Below are 20,444 nucleotides of genomic sequence, written 5' to 3'. Positions count from 1 at the left end.
CAAGCATCATTCGAGTGCCGATTAAATATCGTTGGGGACGAGTTCCAATAGTTGAAGTTGTCTTAAATAATGGTTGTGCTTTTACATTCGATCTGCTTTTGGATACAGGAGCAAGCAGGACACTAATTACGAAACAAATGGCCGAGCTCCTAAAAATTGTGCCGTCTGGAACCTGTCAGTCGATGATTGCTGATGGTAGCGTTGTAACGTTTGACTTAGGTTGGGTGCAATCTTTAGCAGTGCAAACTGCCGTTGTATGCAACATTCAAATTGCGATCGGTGATAATCGGATAACCTATGGGCTTTTAGGACAAGATTTTCTAGCTCGTTATAATGTGCGAATTCTCGAAAACCAAGTAGAATTTCATAGCCGATAATTTATAGAAAACAGGCAAGATGCCTGTTACACAAATATCAGCAACAGGCAAGATGCCTGTTCCACAAATATAGAATAAGAAATAACAATCAACTGTCAACTGTCAACAATCAACTGTCAACTACTTAATCTTATTAACATAGCCCCACAAACTATAATCTCGACTCAGCCAACCCCGGAAAAATGCCATCTGACTCGGATCTTCTTGCACCCGTTTGTAGCGGTAAATAATTCGTTCATTAATCATTTGCAGCGCGGTATTTCTATTATTTGCCCCTTTCAGCGCTTCCTTGGTGCGGGCATCAAAAACTCCCGTTTGTGGCAATCCTAAGGCTTGCTGAAGAAAGGTAATTGAGTTATTAATACCGAAATTAACGGCGGTGTCAAACATGACGATCGCCAAAGCCGGCTGCATCGTGCCCGATAGGCTCGAATCCCAGTAATATTTATAAATTTCTAGGAGCTCTGCTTCCGACATCTGCGTCACGTCGAGGGGCGGAAGCCCACGACTGTAGCGGTAGGCGTTGTATTCCGTTTGCAAGACGCCCCGATAAGTTCTGCCGCCCTTATCGGCTGGGTGATTGCTGAATCCGCCCTCAAAATAGAGGGTGAAATAAAGAGCAGTTTGAAATAATTTCTGCCGAAAGCTGGCTGTCTGCTGCTGCTGTGCGAAAGTCTTTTGGGCAAATGGCAAGGGGATTGCTAAGGTTAACAAGAGTATCCCCAGCAGGAGGTTTGGTTTCCACTTAATGTTATGTTGGCGCTGTGTCGCTTGCTTGTCGCTCATAAATTCTGTGTGACGATCGCCCGTAATTCCGCTAAAACTGCTACTCTGCAAAATAATATAGATTCAACCTTTAACTTGATAGCACAGATAGGCCGCCAAATGAAGTCCGATTTTCCCAACCAATCCGAAACACCCCAATTTGAAGATGCTGCATCGCTGACAGTCGTTGCAGAAACCTATTACTCTCAAGGCAATTTAGCAGCAGCCGTCGCTGCTTGTCGCCGAGCTCTGGAATTGCAACCGGATTGGGCGGCGGCTTACGTGACAATGGGCAATGTGCAGCAAGCAAGCGGCCAAATTGAGGAAGCGATGCGGTTTTATTCCGAGGCGATCGCCCTGAATCCCGATTTTGCTGAGGCCTATGCTAATTTGGGCAGTATGCTCTACAAACAAGGGCATTTGGTGGAGGCTATTGTCAATTACGAAAAGGCGATCGAACTTAAACCGAATTTGGCTGCTGCTTACTGGAATTTGGCAGGGGCACTGAAACAGCAGGGGCAGCCGGAGGCAGCGGTAGCATACGAGCAAAAAGCTCTTGAACTCAATCCCCACCTAGCTCAAGTAGATTTTCACTTAAATTTAGGAGATAAATTAGCGCGGCAAGGGAAGTTAGATGAGGCAGTGGCTGCATGGCAGCAGGCGATCGCATTCAAACCCGATTTAGCCGAAGCATACTGTCAAATTGGCCGAGTTTTGCGCCACCAGGGTCAATTTAAAGACGCAATACCCAACCTTCAAAAAGCCCTAGAAATTAAACCCGATTTTATTTCTGCCCACCAACATTTGTGCGGCATCCTCAGAGATACTAGCAATTTAGCTGCCGCGCGGCAAGCCGTGCACCAATACAGCCAAATGTGTGCCGAAACCGATCCAATTATGACCGCGATTTACTTCATTAGCACCTATCAAGTGTCGGGATTAAATCAAATTGCGGGCGATCGATTTTTAGAGCTAGAGTCGTACTTGCAGCAAAAATTAGAAACCGCTAGCCCGGTGGAAATTAAATCGCTTTATGCAAATTTGTTATTCAGTACACCCTATTTGCGAGATGACTTGGCAGCCAACTCAAAACTTTACAGATTAATTGCCCAAAAGTATATCGACCAATGTATTAAACCTAATTTTTCTCAACCCGCCAATTACAGTTTCAAACCAAGTACCCCATCCAGCAAGTTAAAAATCGGCTTTTTGTCCAATCACTTCAGCCGCCATTCTGTAGGTTGGTGCAGCGCTGACATCATTCGCGAATTGTCGGACATCACACCCAATTTGTATTTGTACGCTTCCGAAAAAATTGTTCCTGACGATCGCACTCAGCAATTTGAAACTTGGGGCAAACTGACTTTTCCGACAACCTACCCGAACGGACTTGCCAATTCCGCAGAAATTATCGACCAAATTCAGCAAGATGAATTGGACGTTTTAGTTGATTTAGATTCTCTCAGCGTACCAGTTCACGCTGACATTCTCTACCAAAAACCCGCACCAGTTTGTGTTTCTTGGCTGGGATTTGATGCGCCTTACATATCGCGGGAAAATTACTTTCTTACAGACTGGCACTCGCACCCAGCAGACCGGGAAAAATATTATGACGAGCAGCTAATTAGGATGCCTGATTCCTTTGTAGCGGTGTCAGGTTTTCAGAGATATGCAGTCGATCCCGTTGCATTGAGAAGGTCGAACCGGATCGGTTTGGATCAGATAGTTTACCTGTGCGTCGCTCCCGGCAGAAAATTTAATCGCGAGTTGGTAAAAGCACAAATTGCGATTCTCAAAGAAGTGCCGAACAGTATTTTAATTCACAAAGCTTTAGGCGATGCTGCCGTGTTTGAGGCTGCATATCACCAAGCTTGCGAAGCGGAGAAAGTGAGCAAGCACCGAATTAAGTTTTTGCCGAGGTTTGCTACTGAGGAAGAACACAGAATTATCTATTTGCTGGCTGATGTTTTGTTAGATTCTTATCCTTACAACGGAGGAACTCACACTTTAGAGGCTTTGTGGTTTAATTTGCCGGTGGTGACTCGCACAGGAGAGCAATTTTTGTCGAGAATGGGTTATTCGTTTTTGCAGACTTTGGGAATTGAAACTGGTGTGGCTTGGTCTTGGTCGGAATATGTTGATTTGGGTGTAAAATTGGGTACAGACCGTGAATTGAGAAACGCAATTAAATCACAGTTGGTGCAATCTAAAGAGGCAGCCACTTTGTCGCCGCTGTGGAATCCGAAAAAGTTTGCTGGTGATATGTATGGGGTGTTTGAAAAATTGTGTAAAATAGGATAAATGCTGACTAATGACTAATGACTGATGACTAATGACTTCAACACTATCAACTATTAAGTTTTTAAAACAGCCGACTTCGGAAGCTTGGATAGAACAGGCGATCGCCCATTTGGATACAATCTTATTAGACCATTCTCACTGCGAGCGGAAAGCGGCGGGAGTAGCGTTAAATTTGATGTTTCGCTACCCAGCCCGGGAAAAATTGGTGAGGATGCTAACGGCGATCGCCCGCGAAGAATTAGAGCATTTCGAGCAAGTCAACCAGCGGTTAGAACAGCGCAGCATTGCTTTAGGCCCTTTGGCTGCACCTCCCTACGGTGCTGGTTTGTCCGCCCAAATTCGCAAGCAGGAACCCGATAGACTTTTGGATTCTTTGTTGGTTTCTGGTTTGATAGAAGCGCGCAGTCACGAACGGTTGGGGTTGCTGGGCGATCGCTGTCCCGACGCGGAATTAGCTAAGTTTTACCGCAGTTTGATGGCTTCGGAGGCGCGTCATTACGGTGTATATTGGATTTTGGCAACAACTTATTTCGATCGCGCTCTTGTGATTGACAGACTGGAGGAATTATCATTAGTAGAGAGCGAGTTACTGGCCATTCTTCATCCTGAACCGAGAATTCACAGTTAAAAGTTAGCTGCATTTAAAAACTGTAAAACACAAAGAATTAGTAAGTTTACAGTTGCTAAAGTCAACAAATAAATATTAAGTTGCAACCACCAATGAAAACCCAACATCTGGATTTTTTAATTCGTTCCTGGGAAACGCGCGATCGCGCTGAGGCGTTCTATTTAATTAGGGATGTTTTAGCAGAGTACGGTTTAAAATGCGAACCTCACGGGGCAGATCGAGATGTCTATGATGTAGAACTACATTATCATAATCAAGGCGGTGAATTTTGGGTAGTTGAACGGCAGGATAAAATAGTGGGTACAGCCGCTTATTATCCGATTGAGCGCGGGAATAATGCTGTAGAAATTCGCAAAATGTATATTTTGCCCGCAGCAAGGGGACAGGGTTTGGGGAAATTTTTACTGCAAGAATTGGAAAGTAAAATTATCGCTCGTGGCTTTGAGGAAATCTGGATAGAAACTGCGAGCATTCTCAAGGAAGCTGTGAAAATGTACGAAAATAACGGATATCTACCGACAACTGGTGTGGAGACGCAAAGGTGCGATCGGGTTTACTTAAAATGTCTAGGTAAAAAAAGTTAGAATAAGGTTTCTGTAAACAATGATTAATTTACTCAGCTTCAATCCACAACAGCAAATAGTTGTTTGGCGAGGCATTTCTGCCTTAATCTTCTGCCTAACTTTTGTACTAATTGGTTATTTTTTGATAGCGCTGCCCCTACCCCTATTAAATACCCCAGAGTCGCGCCTAATTTTCAGCCTTCGCTGCCAAATTTTTCCGGTACTGATGTTATTTGCCGGCATCGTTGCAGTTGGTAATGGTAGATTTAGTAGCCCAGCCATCAACCCTTTAGCAAATGCCGAATCAGAAGCAATGCGGATTAATGTGCGTTATCTGAGCAACACTCTAGAGCAATTTGTGCTGTTTTTTGTAGGGAGTTTAATTCTTTCTACCTTTTTAGATACTTACAGCATCAAGCTGATTCCAATTTTGGCAACTTTGTTTGTTTTCGGAAGAATAGCGTTTTGGATAGGCTATCTCAAAGAGCCGATCGAACGAGCTTTTGGCCTGGGAGTTACTCTGTATCCTACTATTGCCGTACTAATTTATGATGCCTACCGCTTACTATTTTTCAATAGCTGAGGGATTTGAGAGTTTTTTGGAATAAGACTTATGCTTTGATTAGTCCTGTGAAACCCTAAAACTAGGAGGAAAACAAATGACTATCCCCACCAAAAACTCTCACTCTCAAAATCAGGCTACAAAAAAAATTCTAGACGGCCCTAAAGACAATAGATTTGTTCAGACAGTGGGGGGAATTTTAAATCCTCTGTATTATTTAGATAGTAACTATAAACGCTACGGCGACCTTTTTACCAGCAAATTCAGCAACTTTCCGCCGCAAGTAATTATTAGCAATCCTCAAGCTATTCAAGAAATTTTTACAGCCGATTCTAAACTCTTTGAATGCGGTACGGGAAACCAGATAGCGCTACCTTTAGTAGGCTCCAATTCGTTATTGTTGTTAGATGGCGCTCGACATTTGCAGCAGCGCAAACTTTTAATGCCACCTTTTCACGGTGAACGCATGAAAGCTTACGGACACATCATCTGCAATACCACCGAAAAAGTAATTAATAATTGGACTCCTGGTAACTCGGTTATCGCGCAATCAACTATGCAGGAAATTTCCTTGGAAGTAATTTTGCACGCGGTTTTCGGGTTGAGCGAAGGAGAACGCTACCAGCAAATTAAGCAACTAATTACTAATATGTTCAGCCTGTTTAGCAATCCATTAAGCGCTACCTTTTTGTTTATCAAGTCGTTGCAAAAAGATTTAGGTGCTTGGAGTCCTTGGGGAGGATTTATTCGACAAAGACAGCGTTTAGATGAACTGCTTTATCAAGAAATTCGCGATCGCAAAACTCAGTCTGAACCATTGGGCGAAGACATCCTGAGCTTGTTAATTTCAGCTCGTGACGAAGCGGGACAGCCGATGAGCGACGTTGAATTGCGGGATGAATTAATGACAATCTTATTCGCAGGACACGAAACTACAGCCACAGCTTTAGCCTGGGCTTTGTATTGGATTCACTACATCCCAGAAGTCCGTGAAAAACTGCTGCAAGAACTCAATTCTCTGGATGTCGAAAATTGCGATCCTGCGGAAATAACTAAACTCCCGTATTTGAATGCTGTATGTTGCGAAACGCTGCGGATTTATCCGATCCTATTTTTTACATTTCCGCGCCTTCTACAAGCTCCCATGCAGTTAATGGGTTTTAATATTCCCAAAGGAATGATACTTTCTCTCTGTATTTATTTGGTTCACCACCGACCGGATATTTACCCGGAACCAAAGCGTTTTAAACCAGAACGTTTTCTAGAAACGCAATTTTCGCCTTACGAATATTTACCGTTTGGGGGAGGGAACCGCCGCTGTATTGGCACGGCATTTGCCATGTTTGAAATGAAGTTAGTATTGGCGAAAGTGCTGTCACGATACTCTTTAGAACTTGCAGAAAATCGCCCGGTTTTGCCAGTACGCCGGGGTTTGACAATGGCACCCGCTGGTGGTGTGCCTTTGGTTGTAAAGGGTAGGATTTGAATCCTATCAATCCGGTCGAGCGACCGGAGATGATATGATACCAATGCAAAAGGTTTTAATTTATTTTCTGCCGCAGAGGAATCTCGATCGCAAATTCGGAACCTTCTCCCAATAAAGAAGTGCAAGAAAGTTTGCCGCCGTGTTTTTCTACTATAATAGAGTGCGAAATAGCCAATCCTAAGCCAGTTCCTTTGCCAATGGGTTTAGTAGTGAAAAACGGGTCAAACAAGCGCTTTTGCACATCTTCGCTCATTCCTGGACCGCTGTCAGCTATCGATATGGCAACGCTGTTATTGTCGGTTACTTGGGTGCGAATCGTAATTGAGAGATTTTTGGCGTTGCGCTCGGATTCCTTCATCTCCATTTCCAATGCGTCTAGCGCATTGCTCAACAAATTCATAAATACTTGATTTAACTGACCGGGATAACATTCAACTAAAGGCAACGTACCGTATTCTTTAATCACATTAATTGTCGGGTGATCGGCTTTATGTTTCAGGCGGTTTTGCAAAATCAGCAGCGTGCTTTCAATGCCTTCGTGAATGTCAACTTGTTTCTTTTCAGCTTCGTCAAGTCTTGAAAAAGTCCGCAGGCTCAAAACTATGTCGCGGATGCGATCGGCTCCGACTTTCATAGATGCTAAAATTTTCGGTAAATCTTCAATAAGATAATCAATTTCAAAGTCTTCCCTTGCATCTACAATTCTGGCGCTAGGCTGCGGGTATTCTTTCTGGTAAAGTTGCAGCATTTTTAGCAAGTTTTGAGTGTACTCGCTGGTGTAGCTGAGATTGCCATAAATAAAATTAACCGGGTTGTTAATTTCATGGGCGACACCTGCGACTAACTGTCCCAAACTCGACATTTTTTCACTTTGAATTAATTGAGTTTGGGTGCGTTGGAGATCCTGCAAAGTTTGTTCTAGTTGTTGAGTTTGAGCTTGAGCTAATCGGGCCGCCGTGCGGGTTTGGGTGTAGAGTTCGGCGTGGTCGATCGCGATCGCAATTTGAGCGACCACCGCTTGCATCAGTTCGACTTCAGAGTCGCTCCAATTTCGCACGGACATAGCCTGATAGCACGTAATCGCCCCAATATCCCCGGAAGCAGTATAAATTGGCAGCGACAGGACTGAATTAAAATTGGAACCCTGCAAAACTTCGCGCAATTCTACATCTTCAAAAGTGCTGACATCATCAATTCGCAGAATTTCTCGCCGCAAAATCTGTCCCACTGCGAGACTAGATTTGTGGTCTACAGGATAAGTGCCCAGTATACTCGGCAAATCTGCATTCTTCGCTTCGTAAGTTACGTCCCAAACCGGAGAATTGCTGTTGGGGCGATACCAAGTGAAGATGCACCAATCTAGGTGTATCAAATTGCGAATTTCTTGAACGGCGGTTTCTACAATTGTGTCTAAATCTAAAGAAGTGCGGATTTGGTTGGCAATTTGATTGAGCAGTTGTTCTCGCTGAGCTTGCTGCCTGAGCGCTTGTTCCGATCGCACTAATGTTTCTTCTGCAAGTTTGCGATCGGTTAAATCTTGGACGACGGCTTGGATAATTTTTTCATTTCCAACTTCGATGACTGTCAGCACGACTTCTGCAGGAAAATCAGTACCGTCTAAGCGCTGGTGAACCCACTCAAAACGGTGGTTTCCCCGCTCAAAGGCGAGATCCATCATTTCGTTAACCAAACTCAAAGAATCTCTGCCGTTGGGTTGGAAAGGAGGCGACAATTGGGCGGGGTTTTTTCCGTACAACTGTTGCGGGGCAGTGCAGCCAAATAGTTTTAGGGTGGCTGTGTTGGCATCTGCGATCGCCTTTTCATATAACATCAAAACGGGCAAACTGGTTAATTCGTAGAGCGATCGAAATTTGGATTCCGACTGCTGCAAGGCGGCTTCTGTTTGCTTGCGATCGGTAATGTCGGCAACCATTGCCAAAGCGCCCACATAGCGTCCCTGTTTGTCTGCCAAGGAATTAGTAGAAACTATCGCCCACAAGTCGCTGCCGTCTCGGCGACGGAACTTAAAATCGAGCTGTTCGCGAATTCCTTCACGGCGGCGGTTGAGATTGGCTTGTGCGAGTGCGATGCCTTCTGCATCCATGAAAGCAAATAGCGACTGCCCGATCATTTCTTCTGGAGTGCAGCCGAGCATATCAGCCATTTTGTTGTTGACAAAAGAAGTGTTACCCTCCGTATTTATCATCCAAATTCCTTCGTCTGCTGTCTCGACAATGCACCTGTATTTTTCCTCGCTTTCCCTGAGCGCTTCTTCTGCTAATTGACGAGCGGTAATGTTTTGAGTCATTAGCAATCCGCCGATGATTTCTTGCCGTTCGTTTCTGACTGGCAAAGTATGACCGAGGTAGATGCGATCGCGATAAGTAAATTCTGTAACAACTGTTTCTCCTGCCAGTGCCGCCCGATAATTTGGCTCGAGGACACCGCAAAAATCTGGCTCGAATACTTCCCAGATTGTCTTGCCTTCCATCAATTCTTTGGAAAGCCCGACTGCTGCTAATTCTCTACCTTCTACCAGGGTGAAGCGCATTTCTCGATCGAACAACATCACCGCGCCGTTAGGAAAGTTGCGTGCCATAGTGCGGTAAAGCTGTTCGCTTTTTTGCAGCGCAGCTTCTGCAAGTTTTCGATCGGTAATGTCAATTATGACTGCACCGATGCCGAACGCCTCGCCATCTTGGTCGAGCAGGGGAAAATAAGAGCCTGTCAGGTGTCGCACAAACCCCGGCTTTCTTGGATTGTCCCCACTCATCTCGATGTTAATTAAGGGTTGTTTCGTCCTCAAAATTTGTTCGTACAAAGGCTCTATTATTGGAGCGATATTTGGCAATATTTCGCGTACAGTCTTGCCGATGTGCTCTGCTGGACTCAGGCAATTTATTTCTGCTAAAAATTGATTAATTTGCACGTAGCGCAGTTGGGAGTCCAAAATGCAAAGTCCCGCAGGCGCCTCTTGAAAAAAGGCATCAAATAGTGCTTGTCTCTGTGCTAATTCTTGTTCTAAAGCTTTGCGATCGCTGAGATCTGTTAAACAGCAAATCATCCCGACAACTTCTCCCGTGTTGTCTTTCAATAGCGAAAGCATTAGGTGCGAGTAAAAATTTTCTCCTGATTTACGGCGTGTGATAACTTCTATTTCAGGATCGCCTTCTTTTGGTAGCGGTTTGATGACTTGATCTAACAAAAATTCGTGCTGTTCAGGGGAGTAAATTAGAGAAATGTGCTGTCCGATAGCCTCAGTTTTTTGATAGCCGTATAACTTTTGGGAGGCTTGATTCCACATACCGATCAAGCCGTCCATATCTGTTGAAATCACCGACTCGTGAAGTTGGTCGATAATTTGACTTTGGAGACGCAATCTTTCTTGAGCCTGTTCCAGTTCGGCGATTTTTTCTTCGAGTAGTTTCTGAGTTTTTTCCAGTTCGGCAGTCTGCTTTGTCAGCAATTTTTCCAGATGTGAATTGCACTCCGGCGGCGCTGATTCCAGCGGATCGCTATTTTCAGGCTCAGAATTAAAGATTTCTTCAGCGCTCAGCCAAATCGCGCACTCTCCCCCTGTTTCAATTGTCCGCTCAGAAACTCGCACGGGTACGAGATGGTTGTTTTTATGTTTGTATGCTGCTTCGCACAGGCCCGTGCAGCTATTTTTTGCTTGACTTGGTAGATATTTTTCTCGGCCCGCGCACTGCGTTTGCTGAATTTCCCAGTAGTTGATGTGAAGAGTTTCTGCAACTGTGCGGCCGATAATACTTGCAAAAGCTAGATTTACGTCGATAAAAGTCCCGTCTGTCCGGCACAATGCCAGCCCGAGCGGGCTTAGTTCTAACAATTGGCGGCGGGAGCGATCGCGCTTGGCTTTTCCTAACTGGCTTTGCATCTGAACATAGCTGGGCTTAAGTTATTTAATTATATCTTTTTATCTTGTTTATTAGTGTAACTTTTATCCTTCATTAAGGAAGAGGGAAGAAGGAAGTTCAGCAACAGATTGTATAAGAGATTTAACGGATTTAACGGATGGATGCTGAGGGTTGAGGGAAGAAGGCCCTCTTCCTTCTTCCTTCTTTCTTCAATTAATCGCGGGCAATACCTTCGGAGCGGGCGGCCAACTGCACTGCACCGGCGACAGCAATGGCAACTCTTTCGTCAAAAACAGACGGTATAATGTGCTCTTTGTCAAGCTGGGAAGGACTGACTAAAGAGGCGATCGCATAAGCTGCTTCCAAATACATACTGGTCGTAATCGTGGCAGCTTTGCAGTCCAAAGCACCTCGAAATATCCCCGGAAATGCCAAAACATTGTTAATTTGATTCGGGTAGTCGCTACGTCCGGTGGCAATGATCGCCGCATCTTCCATAATTAATTCGGGCTGAATTTCGGGAATGGGATTTGCCATTGCAAAAACAATGGGATTCTCGGCCATCGAACGCACCATCGATCGGGTGACTACCCCGGGGGCGCTGACTCCTAAAAATACATCGGCACCGGCGATCGCATCTTCCAAAGTACCGCTCGAAGCCACAGCAAATTCTAGTTTTTCTGGGTTCATATCCGTGCGGTCTTCGGAGAGAACGCCTTTGGAGTCGCACATGATGATGTTTTCTGCACCTGCTTTACGCAGCAAGCGGGCGATCGCGACTCCGGCCGCACCTGCTCCGTTAATCACGATACACACTTCTTCTATTGTTTTTTTGACGAGTTTCAAGGCATTAATTAATGCTGCCAAACTAACAATCGCAGTGCCGTGCTGGTCGTCGTGAAAAATCGGAATATCTAAGGTTTCCCGCAATCTTGCTTCGATTTCAAAGCAGCGGGGAGAAGAAATATCTTCGAGGTTAACGCCGCCAAAAACCGGGGCGATATTCTGCACTGTGCGAATAATTTCCTCGGTATCTTGGGTATTCAAACAGATAGGAAAGGCGTCAATACCTGCAAATTCTTTAAATAGCATGGCTTTGCCTTCCATGACTGGCAGCGCGGCGGCAGGGCCGAGGTTTCCCAGTCCCAAAACTGCGCTACCGTCGGTAACAATGGCAACAGTATTTTGTTTGATTGTGAGGTTATAAACTTGTTGGGGGTCATTGGCGATCGCAGTGCAGATGCGGCCGACTCCAGGGGTGTATGCCATTGCCAAATCTGACTGGCGTTTGAGGGAAATTTTGCTAACTACGCTGATTTTTCCGCCGCGGTGCAAGTTGAAAGTGCGATCGTACACGTCGATCACTTTGATATCCGGCAGCGCTTTCACTACTTGCAATATTTCTTCGTTGTGTTCGAGGCTGTAAGCATCGACGGTGATATCGCGAACGGTAGTGGCGCGGGTTTGCTCGATCAAGTCGATTTGACCGAAGTTGCCGCCGACAGATGCGATCGCACTGGTGACGCTTGCCAGCATTCCCGGCCGATTCGGCAGAGCAACCCGAATTGTTAAACTAAAGCTGGGGTTTGGTGTCAGTTTTACCATAATGCCTTGATTTCAGATTTGAGAATTTCAATCTTAGATTTTATCCCCAATGTTAGGCATAAAATTTAATAATTCAAATTTTCAACTAAAATTTTTAACAAATTCTATGAGCCTGTGGTACGATCGCTCTGCACTGCCAGGGGTGTCGCTGGAAAACTGCTCTTTTTTTGAGTAAAGCTTTGCTCTGTTTCTAGCTAGTGACTCTTCCACAAACAGCTTATTTTTTGTCAATTTCCCAGCGAACCGCGAATAGGAAGCGCGGGGCTAGAAACCGGGTTTCTGAGGTAAACCTGCGGAACTCTTATCTATTTTTGAGAATATTTCTGCTTATTCTGAACATGAGCCGATATTTCGCAAAACTTTATGTTCCAGCGATTCCGCCTAATTCCTGCTGCTGTCTTTTGAAGCGAGACACCCAGGAGAGTTGATGCGGCTTTTTGGTGGCCTTTATTGGGAATGTAAAAAGTAGATGCACGGCTGTTGGAGCCGGCAGGTAAAAATTTGAGCGACTGACAAGCGGGCTTTTGATATATATTTTGTCTGCTTGTTTGACACTTGCCAAGGATTGCGAGTGCAACCTTGCCAACGATCGAATTACCTACACGCTTTGCCCGATAATTCCAGGGACTGTAACTAACAGACAATCTACCCCGCGCCACCACTGGCACAGCTTGGGCCGAACCGTGTTTAGTTGCTGGTTGCTAACTGTCAATTTTATCGATCCGCCGCAGCATCGGCCCATATAATTGTAAAGAATTTGCAAGCCAGACAATCTGGGGGAACTTTTTCTAAGTCTTGCAGATCGACCGGTTGCTCTGCTTCGTTGCCGGGGGGAACTATGCACAGGGCAACTTGTCCGACTCCAGCCATGAGTTCGGCAACTCGCTCCAAAATACTGTCCATTTTTTCCATTAGTTGCTCTGCTGCATCCAGACTCGGCGCGATGATGAAAAAGGTTTTGACTCCATCGGGACAAGGAGCGAAGCCAAGGGTACACTCTCGTAATAGTGCTTGGGTGGAGAGACTGAAACCGTCGTAGAAGCGAGCGATTACTGCTTGATAAAAGACTTGGGTCAGAGAGCGATCGCCAAAAATAGGTTGAGATAACATAACTACTTCCTTTCGTAGGATTTTTGGGTGCATTGAAAAAATTTTAACATACCTTAATGTAAGGGATTTAACAAAATGATCTAGCGATCGAGATCATGGACTTGATGTGACATTTTTTAATTTGTGTAGCGATCGCAACTGTGATAAAATGTACTCTGTGCTATTACGGTGAGCGATTTTGATCGCATCACCAGCTCAAAGCTAAGTACAAAATTTCCTAGTAGGTGAGGAGAGGGGGAAAGGGCCAGAGGGAGAGAGACAGAGGGAAATTACCTAAGTAGTAAGAGTATTATTGGCAAAAAGTGCTTAATCTAGAGTTTAAAATAAACATCCAATCAAAATATTCAAGATGAACTCGATCGCCCAACAGTTAAAAGCAAAATTTGAAAAAGCATTCACCGCTGCATTCGGCGAAAGTTATGCAGGTGCAGATCCGATGCTAGCCGCCGCCAGCAATCCCAACTTTGGCGACTTTCAGTGCAACGCGGCGATGAGTTTGGGGAAAAAGTTAGGAAAGCCCCCACGGGCGATCGCCTCGACAATTATCGAAAACCTAGATATTACTGACATCTGCGAAATCCCAGAAATCGCCGGGCCCGGTTTTATCAATTTGAAGCTGAAACCGGCTTATTTGGAAGCGCAAATTAGTGCGATCGCTGGCGACTCGCGTTTGGGGATTGAACCGGCGAAAACGCCTCAGACAATCGCGATCGACTTTTCCAGCCCGAATATCGCCAAAGAAATGCACGTCGGGCACTTGCGATCGACAATCATCGGAGATGCGATCGCCCGCACCCTCGAATTCCAAGGCCACGACGTACTCAGAATCAACCACATCGGCGACTGGGGCACCCAATTCGGAATGCTGATCGCATATTTGCGCGAAGTTCACCCCGAAGCCCTCACAACTGCTGACGCCCTAGATTTAGGCGATTTAGTCGCATTTTACCGCCAAGCAAAACAGCGCTTCGACGCAGACGAAACCTTCAAAGAAACCGCCCGCCAAGAAGTAGTAAAACTGCAAGCAGGCGCCGAAGACACCCGTCGCGCTTGGAAATTGCTGTGCGATCAATCGCGCCGCGAATTCCAAGTAATATACGACTTGCTCGATATCAAATTAACCGAACGCGGCGAATCGTTTTACAATCCATTATTGCCCGCAGTAGTCGAAGATTTAACTAATCTAGGTTTGCTAGTAGAAAGTGACGGCGCGAAATGCGTTTTTGTAGACGGTTTTACCAATAAAGAAGGCGAACCACTGCCGCTAATCGTCCAAAAAACCGACGGCGGCTACAATTACGCCACAACAGATTTAGCAGCAGTGCGCTACCGCATCCAAAAAGACAATGCAAAGCGGTTAATTTATGTCACCGATTCGGGACAAGCAAACCATTTTGCCCAAGTATTTGCAGTAGCCAGAAAAGCTGGTTGGATTCCTGATGATGTCGAGATTGTCCACATTCCCTTCGGTTTGGTATTGGGAGAAGACGGCAAAAAACTCAAAACCCGTTCTGGGGATACAGTGCGGTTGCAGGATTTGTTAGATGAGGCGATCGTCCGCACGCGCCAAGATTTGGAAGAGAGATTAAAAGTCGAAGAAAGACAAGAAACTGAGGAATTTATTGCTAACGTATCTCGAACAGTTGGTTTGAGTGCCGTTAAGTATGCCGATTTAAGTCAAAATCGCGCCAGCAACTATATTTTCAGTTACGACAAAATGCTCGCATTGCAAGGAAATACCGCTCCTTATATGCTGTATGCTTACGTGCGCGTCCAGGGAATTCGCCGCAAAGGTGAGATTGATTTCGATAATTTAGATGCTGGTGCGAAAGTAATCTTGCAATCTGATGCAGAGTTAGTTTTAGCCAAACATTTATTGCAGTTGAGTGAAGTTGTGAATGCTGTAGGCGGGGATTTGTTGCCCAATCGAATTTGTCAGTATTTGTTTGAATTGAGTCAAAAGTTCAATCAATTTTTTGAGCAATGTCCGGTCTTGAAAGCTGAGGAACCGTTGCGGACATCGCGATTAATTTTGTGCGATTTGACGGCGAGGACTTTGAAATTGGGTTTGGAGTTGTTGGGGATTAAGGTGTTAGAAAGGATGTAATCTAAGGTTGGTAGTGAGGACTTTAGTCCTTATCTTGTATTTCTTCTGTTGTTTCTCCTGGCTTTTCAATCAACTCATTAAATTCGCTGATAATTTCTAAAATTCGATCGGCGGCAATATCTGATTGTTCTGATTTTGAATAAATGGCAATCAAGATAACGATTGTCATTGTTTGAAGGTAGTAAATGAATCTATATCCAGCGCTTTTTCCTTTTTGAATGTCGCTGTTTTTAACACGCACCTTAAATATCTCGTAACCAATCCCAGGTATCGGAACTCCCAGCAACTCTCCAGCTTGTAGTTTTTCAATGATCGGCTGAACATCCGATCGAATATGGCGGTACTTTTTAGATAGAGCCCGCAAGTCGCGTTGAAATTCTCGTGTAGGTATAATCTGCCTTAAAAGAGGATTATTCTGCATCAATTCCCTCCCAAAGTTCAGAAAGCGGTACAGTCTGCCCTGTCATTGCTTCGTGCCATCCTTGGCGAAAACACTCTTCTGCTGACTTCAAAGGTTCGTCAGCAAGAGCAATTTCTTGTTTTGCGCGTTGGGCAGCAGCCACAAGTTGCGGTTGCGTTTTCTCGAAAGATTGTTCCCATTGAAGCTCATCTTTTAAGTCTGCGATATACTCTTTCAAGTATTCTGCCACTTGCTGCTGTAAAGTTTCTGGCAGAGACTCCATCATCTCGATCACTGCATCAATACCTTCCCACAGTTCAGAAAGCGGTACAGTGTCTCCTGTCATTGCTTCGTGCCATCCTTGACGAAAACAGTCTTCGGCTGACTTCAGCGGTTCCTCATCCGCAAGAACAATAACGCGAACTCGGCGATCGGCAAATTTGGCTGATTGGGCGAGAATTTCTTCCCACGTTCCCTCTAGTTCTAGTAGTTGTGTTGTCATTTTTTTCATGGAATTGTGACTAAGTTTATTTTAGCGTGTGAAGAAGTGCGCTCTAGTACAATAACAGTAGCTTAAGGAATTATGGAGAAGAATTTAGAATTATTTTAATACCTTTTTCCACTCTCTGAATTTCTGTCCATTGCGAATCAATCCAGGCTCTTTCAGCCTGACGTTGTGCAGGTGTTTCTTTCTGATATCTATCTTGCTTTTCTAAAAATTCATTGTAAAATATCATGGCTTGAACCAAAGCTTGACTTCCTACTTTTAATCTGTCATCAAAGATGGAATTGATGAAATTATCGATCGCGGTTGAAACCTGCTTTTTTAAATTTACCACCTCTTCCCAGAAAAGATCACCTAAACGGTATTTGGATAAATTATCCAGAGCCGAAATAAGTTCAGACCTCAGTGATTTGGTGTTCTCAGGCAAGTAAACTGTCGGCTGCTCAAATTTATTTGCTATGTCGCTAAAAGTTAAATTCATCTGATGCTTCAACACATCTTTTGTCTGCTTATCTAAATTTTGGAAATACTGGGTAAGCACTTTTAAGTTGATCGTGCTAAGGTCTTGATAAACTAGACCTAGGCTGCGCTTAATGATTTGATCGATTTCCATACAAACAAGATTCATAACGATGGGAATATCTTTAATAAAATCATCCTTTTCTTTCCAGCCAATTCCTTTTTTTTGTTTATTGGCTGCATCAATAAACCACTTCTGTTTAACGCGGACATCAAATATTTTATCCCAATAATCTTGAGATTTATCAATCGCCGAATTTTGACATTGCTCGCCTAGTTCATTAATTCTGACATGACAGCCGCTCAGTTCCCCAAGCTGTTGCCATATTTCCTGTTTTGAAGCTTGGACAATCCCAAGTTTGCAAGTCCAAACGTCTTCAGCATGATCTATATCTTTCCGGCATTTTTGCACAACTTTCTCAAGTCTGGTGGCTGATTCCCTCAATTCATCAAACCCAGGCTGGACAGACTTAATTACGGTTGTAGCAGATTTCTTAATTTCTAAGGATTTATCATCATCCGCCGCGACGACAGCCGCAGATTGGGCGATGTTCTGAAATGCTTGCATGAATTCGTTCATCTAAGTAATTCCACTGTAGACTGACAGATTTAACCATAATCATATAATATATTATAATGTGTAACATTAATCGCTAGTCAGGTAAAAAAATATGGTTTTTGTGTTTCCTCCTCACATACAGGCTGGTATCATCTCCGGCACTTATGAAGTCGTGAAGAATAGTGCAGGAGTATTATTGGGAATTGCTAGAGACAGAGCAACAGGTCACTTTGTAGGTTCGGCAATTGGTATGGTTGCCGAGCCCTTGTTCGCTATTCCAGATTTTGTATTAGGTGTAGCGCAAATGGTTCAAACCGATCTGATTTCTAAAGAAACTTACAGAAGACTAGATGTGATTGAGTATGGCTTAAAATCTCTTTCGGCTAATGTGGGCATTCTGTCAGCATCTACTGCCGTCATTGGTGTCGGCGTGGTGGCCATAGCTGCAATGTCAGCCGTTAACCTTCATCAGACCTTAAAAATGAGGGAAGATATTAAGGAATTGAAGCTAACAGTTACACATGGTTTTATTAGTATAGAGGCATTGCTAAAAGACCAGAAAGCAGACGTTATTGCTGAAATTAAACTGTTAGCTGAAAGCACTATTTTTGAGCACCATCGTTTAATCTTAAGTCAAGCTTATCACAAATTTGCGATGGCACAGAGACTAATTCAAGATGCTTTATTAATGGAAGATAAACATACCAGAAATTCTACCTTAACAAGTGCACAACACATTTTAGCTAATGCTTTAGCTGACTATAATAATCCTGAGTTATTCAAAGCCACTTGTGCAGTTGGCTATCTTCGTAGAGTTGAATGTGCTTGGGCAATTGAGCAGACAATTTCATTAACTTATCAATTGCTGAACGAGCCTGCGTCTGTAAGTAATTCCCTTTCCCACCTCCAAGAAAGAATACGCCAAGACATTCTCACCGTTATTGAGCGCTGCACAAAAGATGAAATTGATTTTATATTTCCAGAAATCACACGGATTTATAATCAGGATCTAGTAGTTTTGAACTCTTGGCAAAATCAGGTAGATTGGATGCTAAGTTTATCGGCTGATGAGCGTAAACAATTGGCTAGTTTAAATATGGAAACGACTCCAGTTTCAAATACTAATCAAGAAGTTGCTATAGTGGCAGAACCAGAAGAAATTGCGCTCTACGAAAACTTGCAGCAAAAATCCCACTTCAAATCGCTACTGGATCAATTACGATTTTTGATCAAACCTAGCTTGCGTCAACATCACGAATTTTATATCAGTGAAAAAGCCAATACCTCTGGCTATAAAGCTTTAGCCCCCTCAAGTTGGCAAGAAGTCAATGATTTAACTGTTGCTAATCTTTACTGGTATTTTCAAGGAATGGAGTGAAATTCAAAATATGTAAGTTGGGTTAAGGTTCTTGTTACTCAACTCTTCATTTCAAATAAGGCGTTTTGTTAACAACCAAGGTATCCAGAATGTCTTTAAACATTATTACGACAATTTGGCGATCGTTATCTCTGACAAATATATCGTAATTGGGACTTGAGTTAATTTCAATTAACCAATATGCTCCGTTTTTATCTAGCGCTATGTCAAGCCCAGCATAATTAATCGCAATTTCAGCAAAAACAGGTTTAACAAAATCTTCAATCTCCGACATTAGATTGGGGTTAATTATATGTTTTGCCTTTGCACCTTCCCAGTGCAGCGGGCTTAAATTACCCGCAAACTTAGCCTGAGATTTGTCTTTCTCGTACAGCAAAACTAGCTTTTCTTTGCAGAATACAGCCCGATATTCGTGGGCTATTTCGATATATTCTTGAGCTAGCGCCACATAGTCATAATCTTTGCTGTTGACGTTAAATATAATTTCTAGCGCTTCTTTAATTTGCTCTCTAGTTTTACATAAAAAAACATTGTTGCCACCAGCACCGCGATTTCTTTTGAGAATCACCTGGAAAGCGAATTTTTTGTTTACTTCTATAATTATTGATTCAATATCTGGGAAACTCAAATACTTTTTATACTTCTCCTCGCAGTGAGGCGAGACAAAACCGAGAGTTCTGGGAGTATTTATTTTGCCGTTTAAGAGTTGATAAGTATATTCTTTGTCTTTAAAAATCTCTGCTACTGACGCGCTGTTAAATGGCGTCATGTAATTGACAAAATAATATTCTTCGCCGCCCTGTTTGAGTCTAATCAAGTTTTGGGAAGGATGCAGGATTTCGTAAGGAATATTTAATTCCTCACAAGCTGCAAGCAGGATTTCAATATTGGTTAGCATAAAAGTGAACTTAATGATAAATGAATTTTAAAGATTTGAGATTAGAGAATGGCTTCCAAATCTCAAACCTCAAATTCGTTAGCGCAGCCCTCGAAGAGGATCGCACTTTTATCCAAACAACCGCTGCTGTCCGTTTGCGGCATCTTTCCCGGCATAAATCTCGCGCGTTCCCTTGGGAATGTAAATCCAATCGAATTCTTGCAAGCGGTTTGTTAAATTGGAAATGCTCACTCCCAATTCATCTCTCATTTTGTATAAATGCGACCACTTAGTTAAATCGCGTCCCTGTCTTTTTTCCTCCAAAATACACCGAGGCATCAACAAACAGCTTGCAAAATATTGCGCTTGCCATTCGATCGACAAAACCTTATTATCAGCACTCGCACCCCGACAAACAAACGGTTCCTCGACATCAGACGCCGTTTTTCCTTCATTGCCTAAGTTTAATTCTAACTGTTCCACAGTGCCGTCTGCTTCGTCTTGATTGACGTGTAGCACCCAGTGGCCGATTTCGTGGGCGATCGTCGATTCGATGAAACCGGGCGGTTTTTCGAGAATCTGTTCGTTGATTTCGATTAACCGCTGCTGCGGCAAAATCCTCGCCGCGATCGCACCTTCTTCATCCGGCTCAATGCACTCCCAAACTACGCCTAAATCCAGAAAATCAGCAACCGTTGTCGCATCAAAAGGCCATCTCGGAGCAAAATTTTGCGTTTTCTGCATCTGCATCAAGATGTCATTTGCCAAACGCTCGATCGTTTCTTTGGGATAGAAGCAATACGGTTTAAAAATACTCACTATGA

General features: G+C 43.8%; 17 protein-coding genes. 8 read left to right on the top strand and 9 right to left on the bottom strand.

Annotated features, from left to right (window positions below; translation table 11 throughout):
* Positions 1–14: 14 nt before the first annotated feature.
* The gene (locus QUA74_RS08505; RefSeq protein WP_333326983.1) at positions 15–377 is read left to right on the top strand and encodes a retropepsin-like aspartic protease; all 363 of its coding nucleotides are present in this window, start codon (positions 15–17) and stop codon (positions 375–377) included.
* A gap of 120 nt (positions 378–497) precedes the next feature.
* Here the strand turns inward: QUA74_RS08505 and QUA74_RS08500 are convergent, their stop codons facing one another.
* A complete protein-coding gene (locus QUA74_RS08500) occupies positions 498–1,163 on the bottom strand; it encodes a glycosyl hydrolase 108 family protein (protein ID WP_333327059.1) in 666 nt (221 codons plus the stop codon).
* Between the two features lie 99 nt (positions 1,164–1,262).
* Here QUA74_RS08500 and QUA74_RS08495 point away from each other — a divergent pair, with 99 nt between their 5' ends.
* The 5 genes from QUA74_RS08495 to QUA74_RS08475 all read left to right on the top strand — a co-directional run bounded on the left by QUA74_RS08495 (position 1,263) and on the right by QUA74_RS08475 (position 6,682).
* Positions 1,263–3,443, top strand: a complete 2,181-nt coding sequence (locus QUA74_RS08495) for a tetratricopeptide repeat protein (protein ID WP_333326981.1) — start codon at positions 1,263–1,265, stop codon at positions 3,441–3,443.
* Positions 3,444–3,474: 31 nt separating this feature from the next.
* Positions 3,475–4,071: a tRNA isopentenyl-2-thiomethyl-A-37 hydroxylase MiaE gene (locus QUA74_RS08490; RefSeq protein ID WP_333326979.1), complete on the top strand. Its 597-nt coding sequence runs from the start codon at positions 3,475–3,477 to the stop codon at positions 4,069–4,071.
* Positions 4,072–4,163: 92 nt separating this feature from the next.
* Entirely contained in the window at positions 4,164–4,655 is a 492-nt protein-coding gene (locus QUA74_RS08485) for a GNAT family N-acetyltransferase (RefSeq protein WP_333326977.1), read from the top strand.
* A 19-nt stretch (positions 4,656–4,674) separates the two neighbouring features.
* Entirely contained in the window at positions 4,675–5,217 is a 543-nt protein-coding gene (locus QUA74_RS08480) for an MAPEG family protein (RefSeq protein ID WP_333326975.1), read from the top strand.
* 76 nt (positions 5,218–5,293) lie between these two features.
* Complete coding sequence (locus QUA74_RS08475) at positions 5,294–6,682, top strand: cytochrome P450 (RefSeq protein ID WP_333326973.1); 1,389 nt, start codon at positions 5,294–5,296, stop codon at positions 6,680–6,682.
* 55 nt (positions 6,683–6,737) lie between these two features.
* Here the strand turns inward: QUA74_RS08475 and QUA74_RS08470 are convergent, their stop codons facing one another.
* From QUA74_RS08470 to QUA74_RS08460, 3 genes are all read right to left on the bottom strand, one after another.
* Positions 6,738–10,580, bottom strand: a complete 3,843-nt coding sequence (locus QUA74_RS08470) for a PAS domain S-box protein (protein ID WP_333326971.1) — start codon at positions 10,578–10,580, stop codon at positions 6,738–6,740.
* Positions 10,581–10,773: 193 nt separating this feature from the next.
* Positions 10,774–12,165: a malic enzyme-like NAD(P)-binding protein gene (locus QUA74_RS08465; protein WP_333326968.1), complete on the bottom strand. Its 1,392-nt coding sequence runs from the start codon at positions 12,163–12,165 to the stop codon at positions 10,774–10,776.
* Positions 12,166–12,879: 714 nt separating this feature from the next.
* Positions 12,880–13,275, bottom strand: coding sequence for a hypothetical protein (locus QUA74_RS08460; RefSeq protein ID WP_333326966.1), 396 nt, complete (start codon positions 13,273–13,275; stop codon positions 12,880–12,882).
* A 349-nt stretch (positions 13,276–13,624) separates the two neighbouring features.
* Between QUA74_RS08460 and argS the strand changes: the two genes are divergently transcribed.
* Positions 13,625–15,382 carry an arginine--tRNA ligase gene (gene argS / locus QUA74_RS08455; protein WP_333326964.1) on the top strand — a complete coding sequence of 586 codons (1,758 nt, stop codon included), beginning with the start codon at positions 13,625–13,627 and terminating at the stop codon, positions 15,380–15,382.
* 22 nt (positions 15,383–15,404) lie between these two features.
* On the opposite strand, the gene QUA74_RS08450 is transcribed toward argS, so the two are convergent.
* From QUA74_RS08450 to QUA74_RS08440, 3 genes are all read right to left on the bottom strand, one after another.
* Positions 15,405–15,803 (bottom strand): type II toxin-antitoxin system RelE/ParE family toxin, encoded by a 399-nt coding sequence (locus QUA74_RS08450; RefSeq protein ID WP_333326962.1) that lies wholly within the window; start codon positions 15,801–15,803, stop codon positions 15,405–15,407.
* The gene (locus tag QUA74_RS08445; RefSeq protein ID WP_333326960.1) at positions 15,793–16,284 is read right to left on the bottom strand and encodes a hypothetical protein; all 492 of its coding nucleotides are present in this window, start codon (positions 16,282–16,284) and stop codon (positions 15,793–15,795) included. Before QUA74_RS08445 ends, QUA74_RS08450 begins: the two co-directional genes overlap by 11 nt.
* Positions 16,285–16,363: 79 nt before the next feature.
* A complete protein-coding gene (locus tag QUA74_RS08440) occupies positions 16,364–17,386 on the bottom strand; it encodes a hypothetical protein (protein ID WP_333326958.1) in 1,023 nt (340 codons plus the stop codon).
* Between the two features lie 91 nt (positions 17,387–17,477).
* Here QUA74_RS08440 and QUA74_RS08435 point away from each other — a divergent pair, with 91 nt between their 5' ends.
* Positions 17,478–18,743: a hypothetical protein gene (locus QUA74_RS08435; RefSeq protein WP_333326957.1), complete on the top strand. Its 1,266-nt coding sequence runs from the start codon at positions 17,478–17,480 to the stop codon at positions 18,741–18,743.
* A gap of 46 nt (positions 18,744–18,789) precedes the next feature.
* On the opposite strand, the gene QUA74_RS08430 is transcribed toward QUA74_RS08435, so the two are convergent.
* Together QUA74_RS08430 and QUA74_RS08425 are read right to left on the bottom strand one after the other, a co-directional pair.
* A complete protein-coding gene (locus QUA74_RS08430) occupies positions 18,790–19,641 on the bottom strand; it encodes a YheC/YheD family protein (protein WP_333326955.1) in 852 nt (283 codons plus the stop codon).
* Between the two features lie 108 nt (positions 19,642–19,749).
* Positions 19,750–20,439: an ImmA/IrrE family metallo-endopeptidase gene (locus QUA74_RS08425; protein ID WP_333139673.1), complete on the bottom strand. Its 690-nt coding sequence runs from the start codon at positions 20,437–20,439 to the stop codon at positions 19,750–19,752.
* Positions 20,440–20,444: the final 5 nt, after the last annotated feature.

The organism is Microcoleus sp. LAD1_D3 (assembly GCF_036702135.1).
In the GTDB taxonomy this organism is placed as follows: domain Bacteria; phylum Cyanobacteriota; class Cyanobacteriia; order Cyanobacteriales; family Microcoleaceae; genus Microcoleus.
Note: the sequence above shows the minus strand (reverse complement) of the source record. Positions and strands in the feature narration are given on the sequence as shown.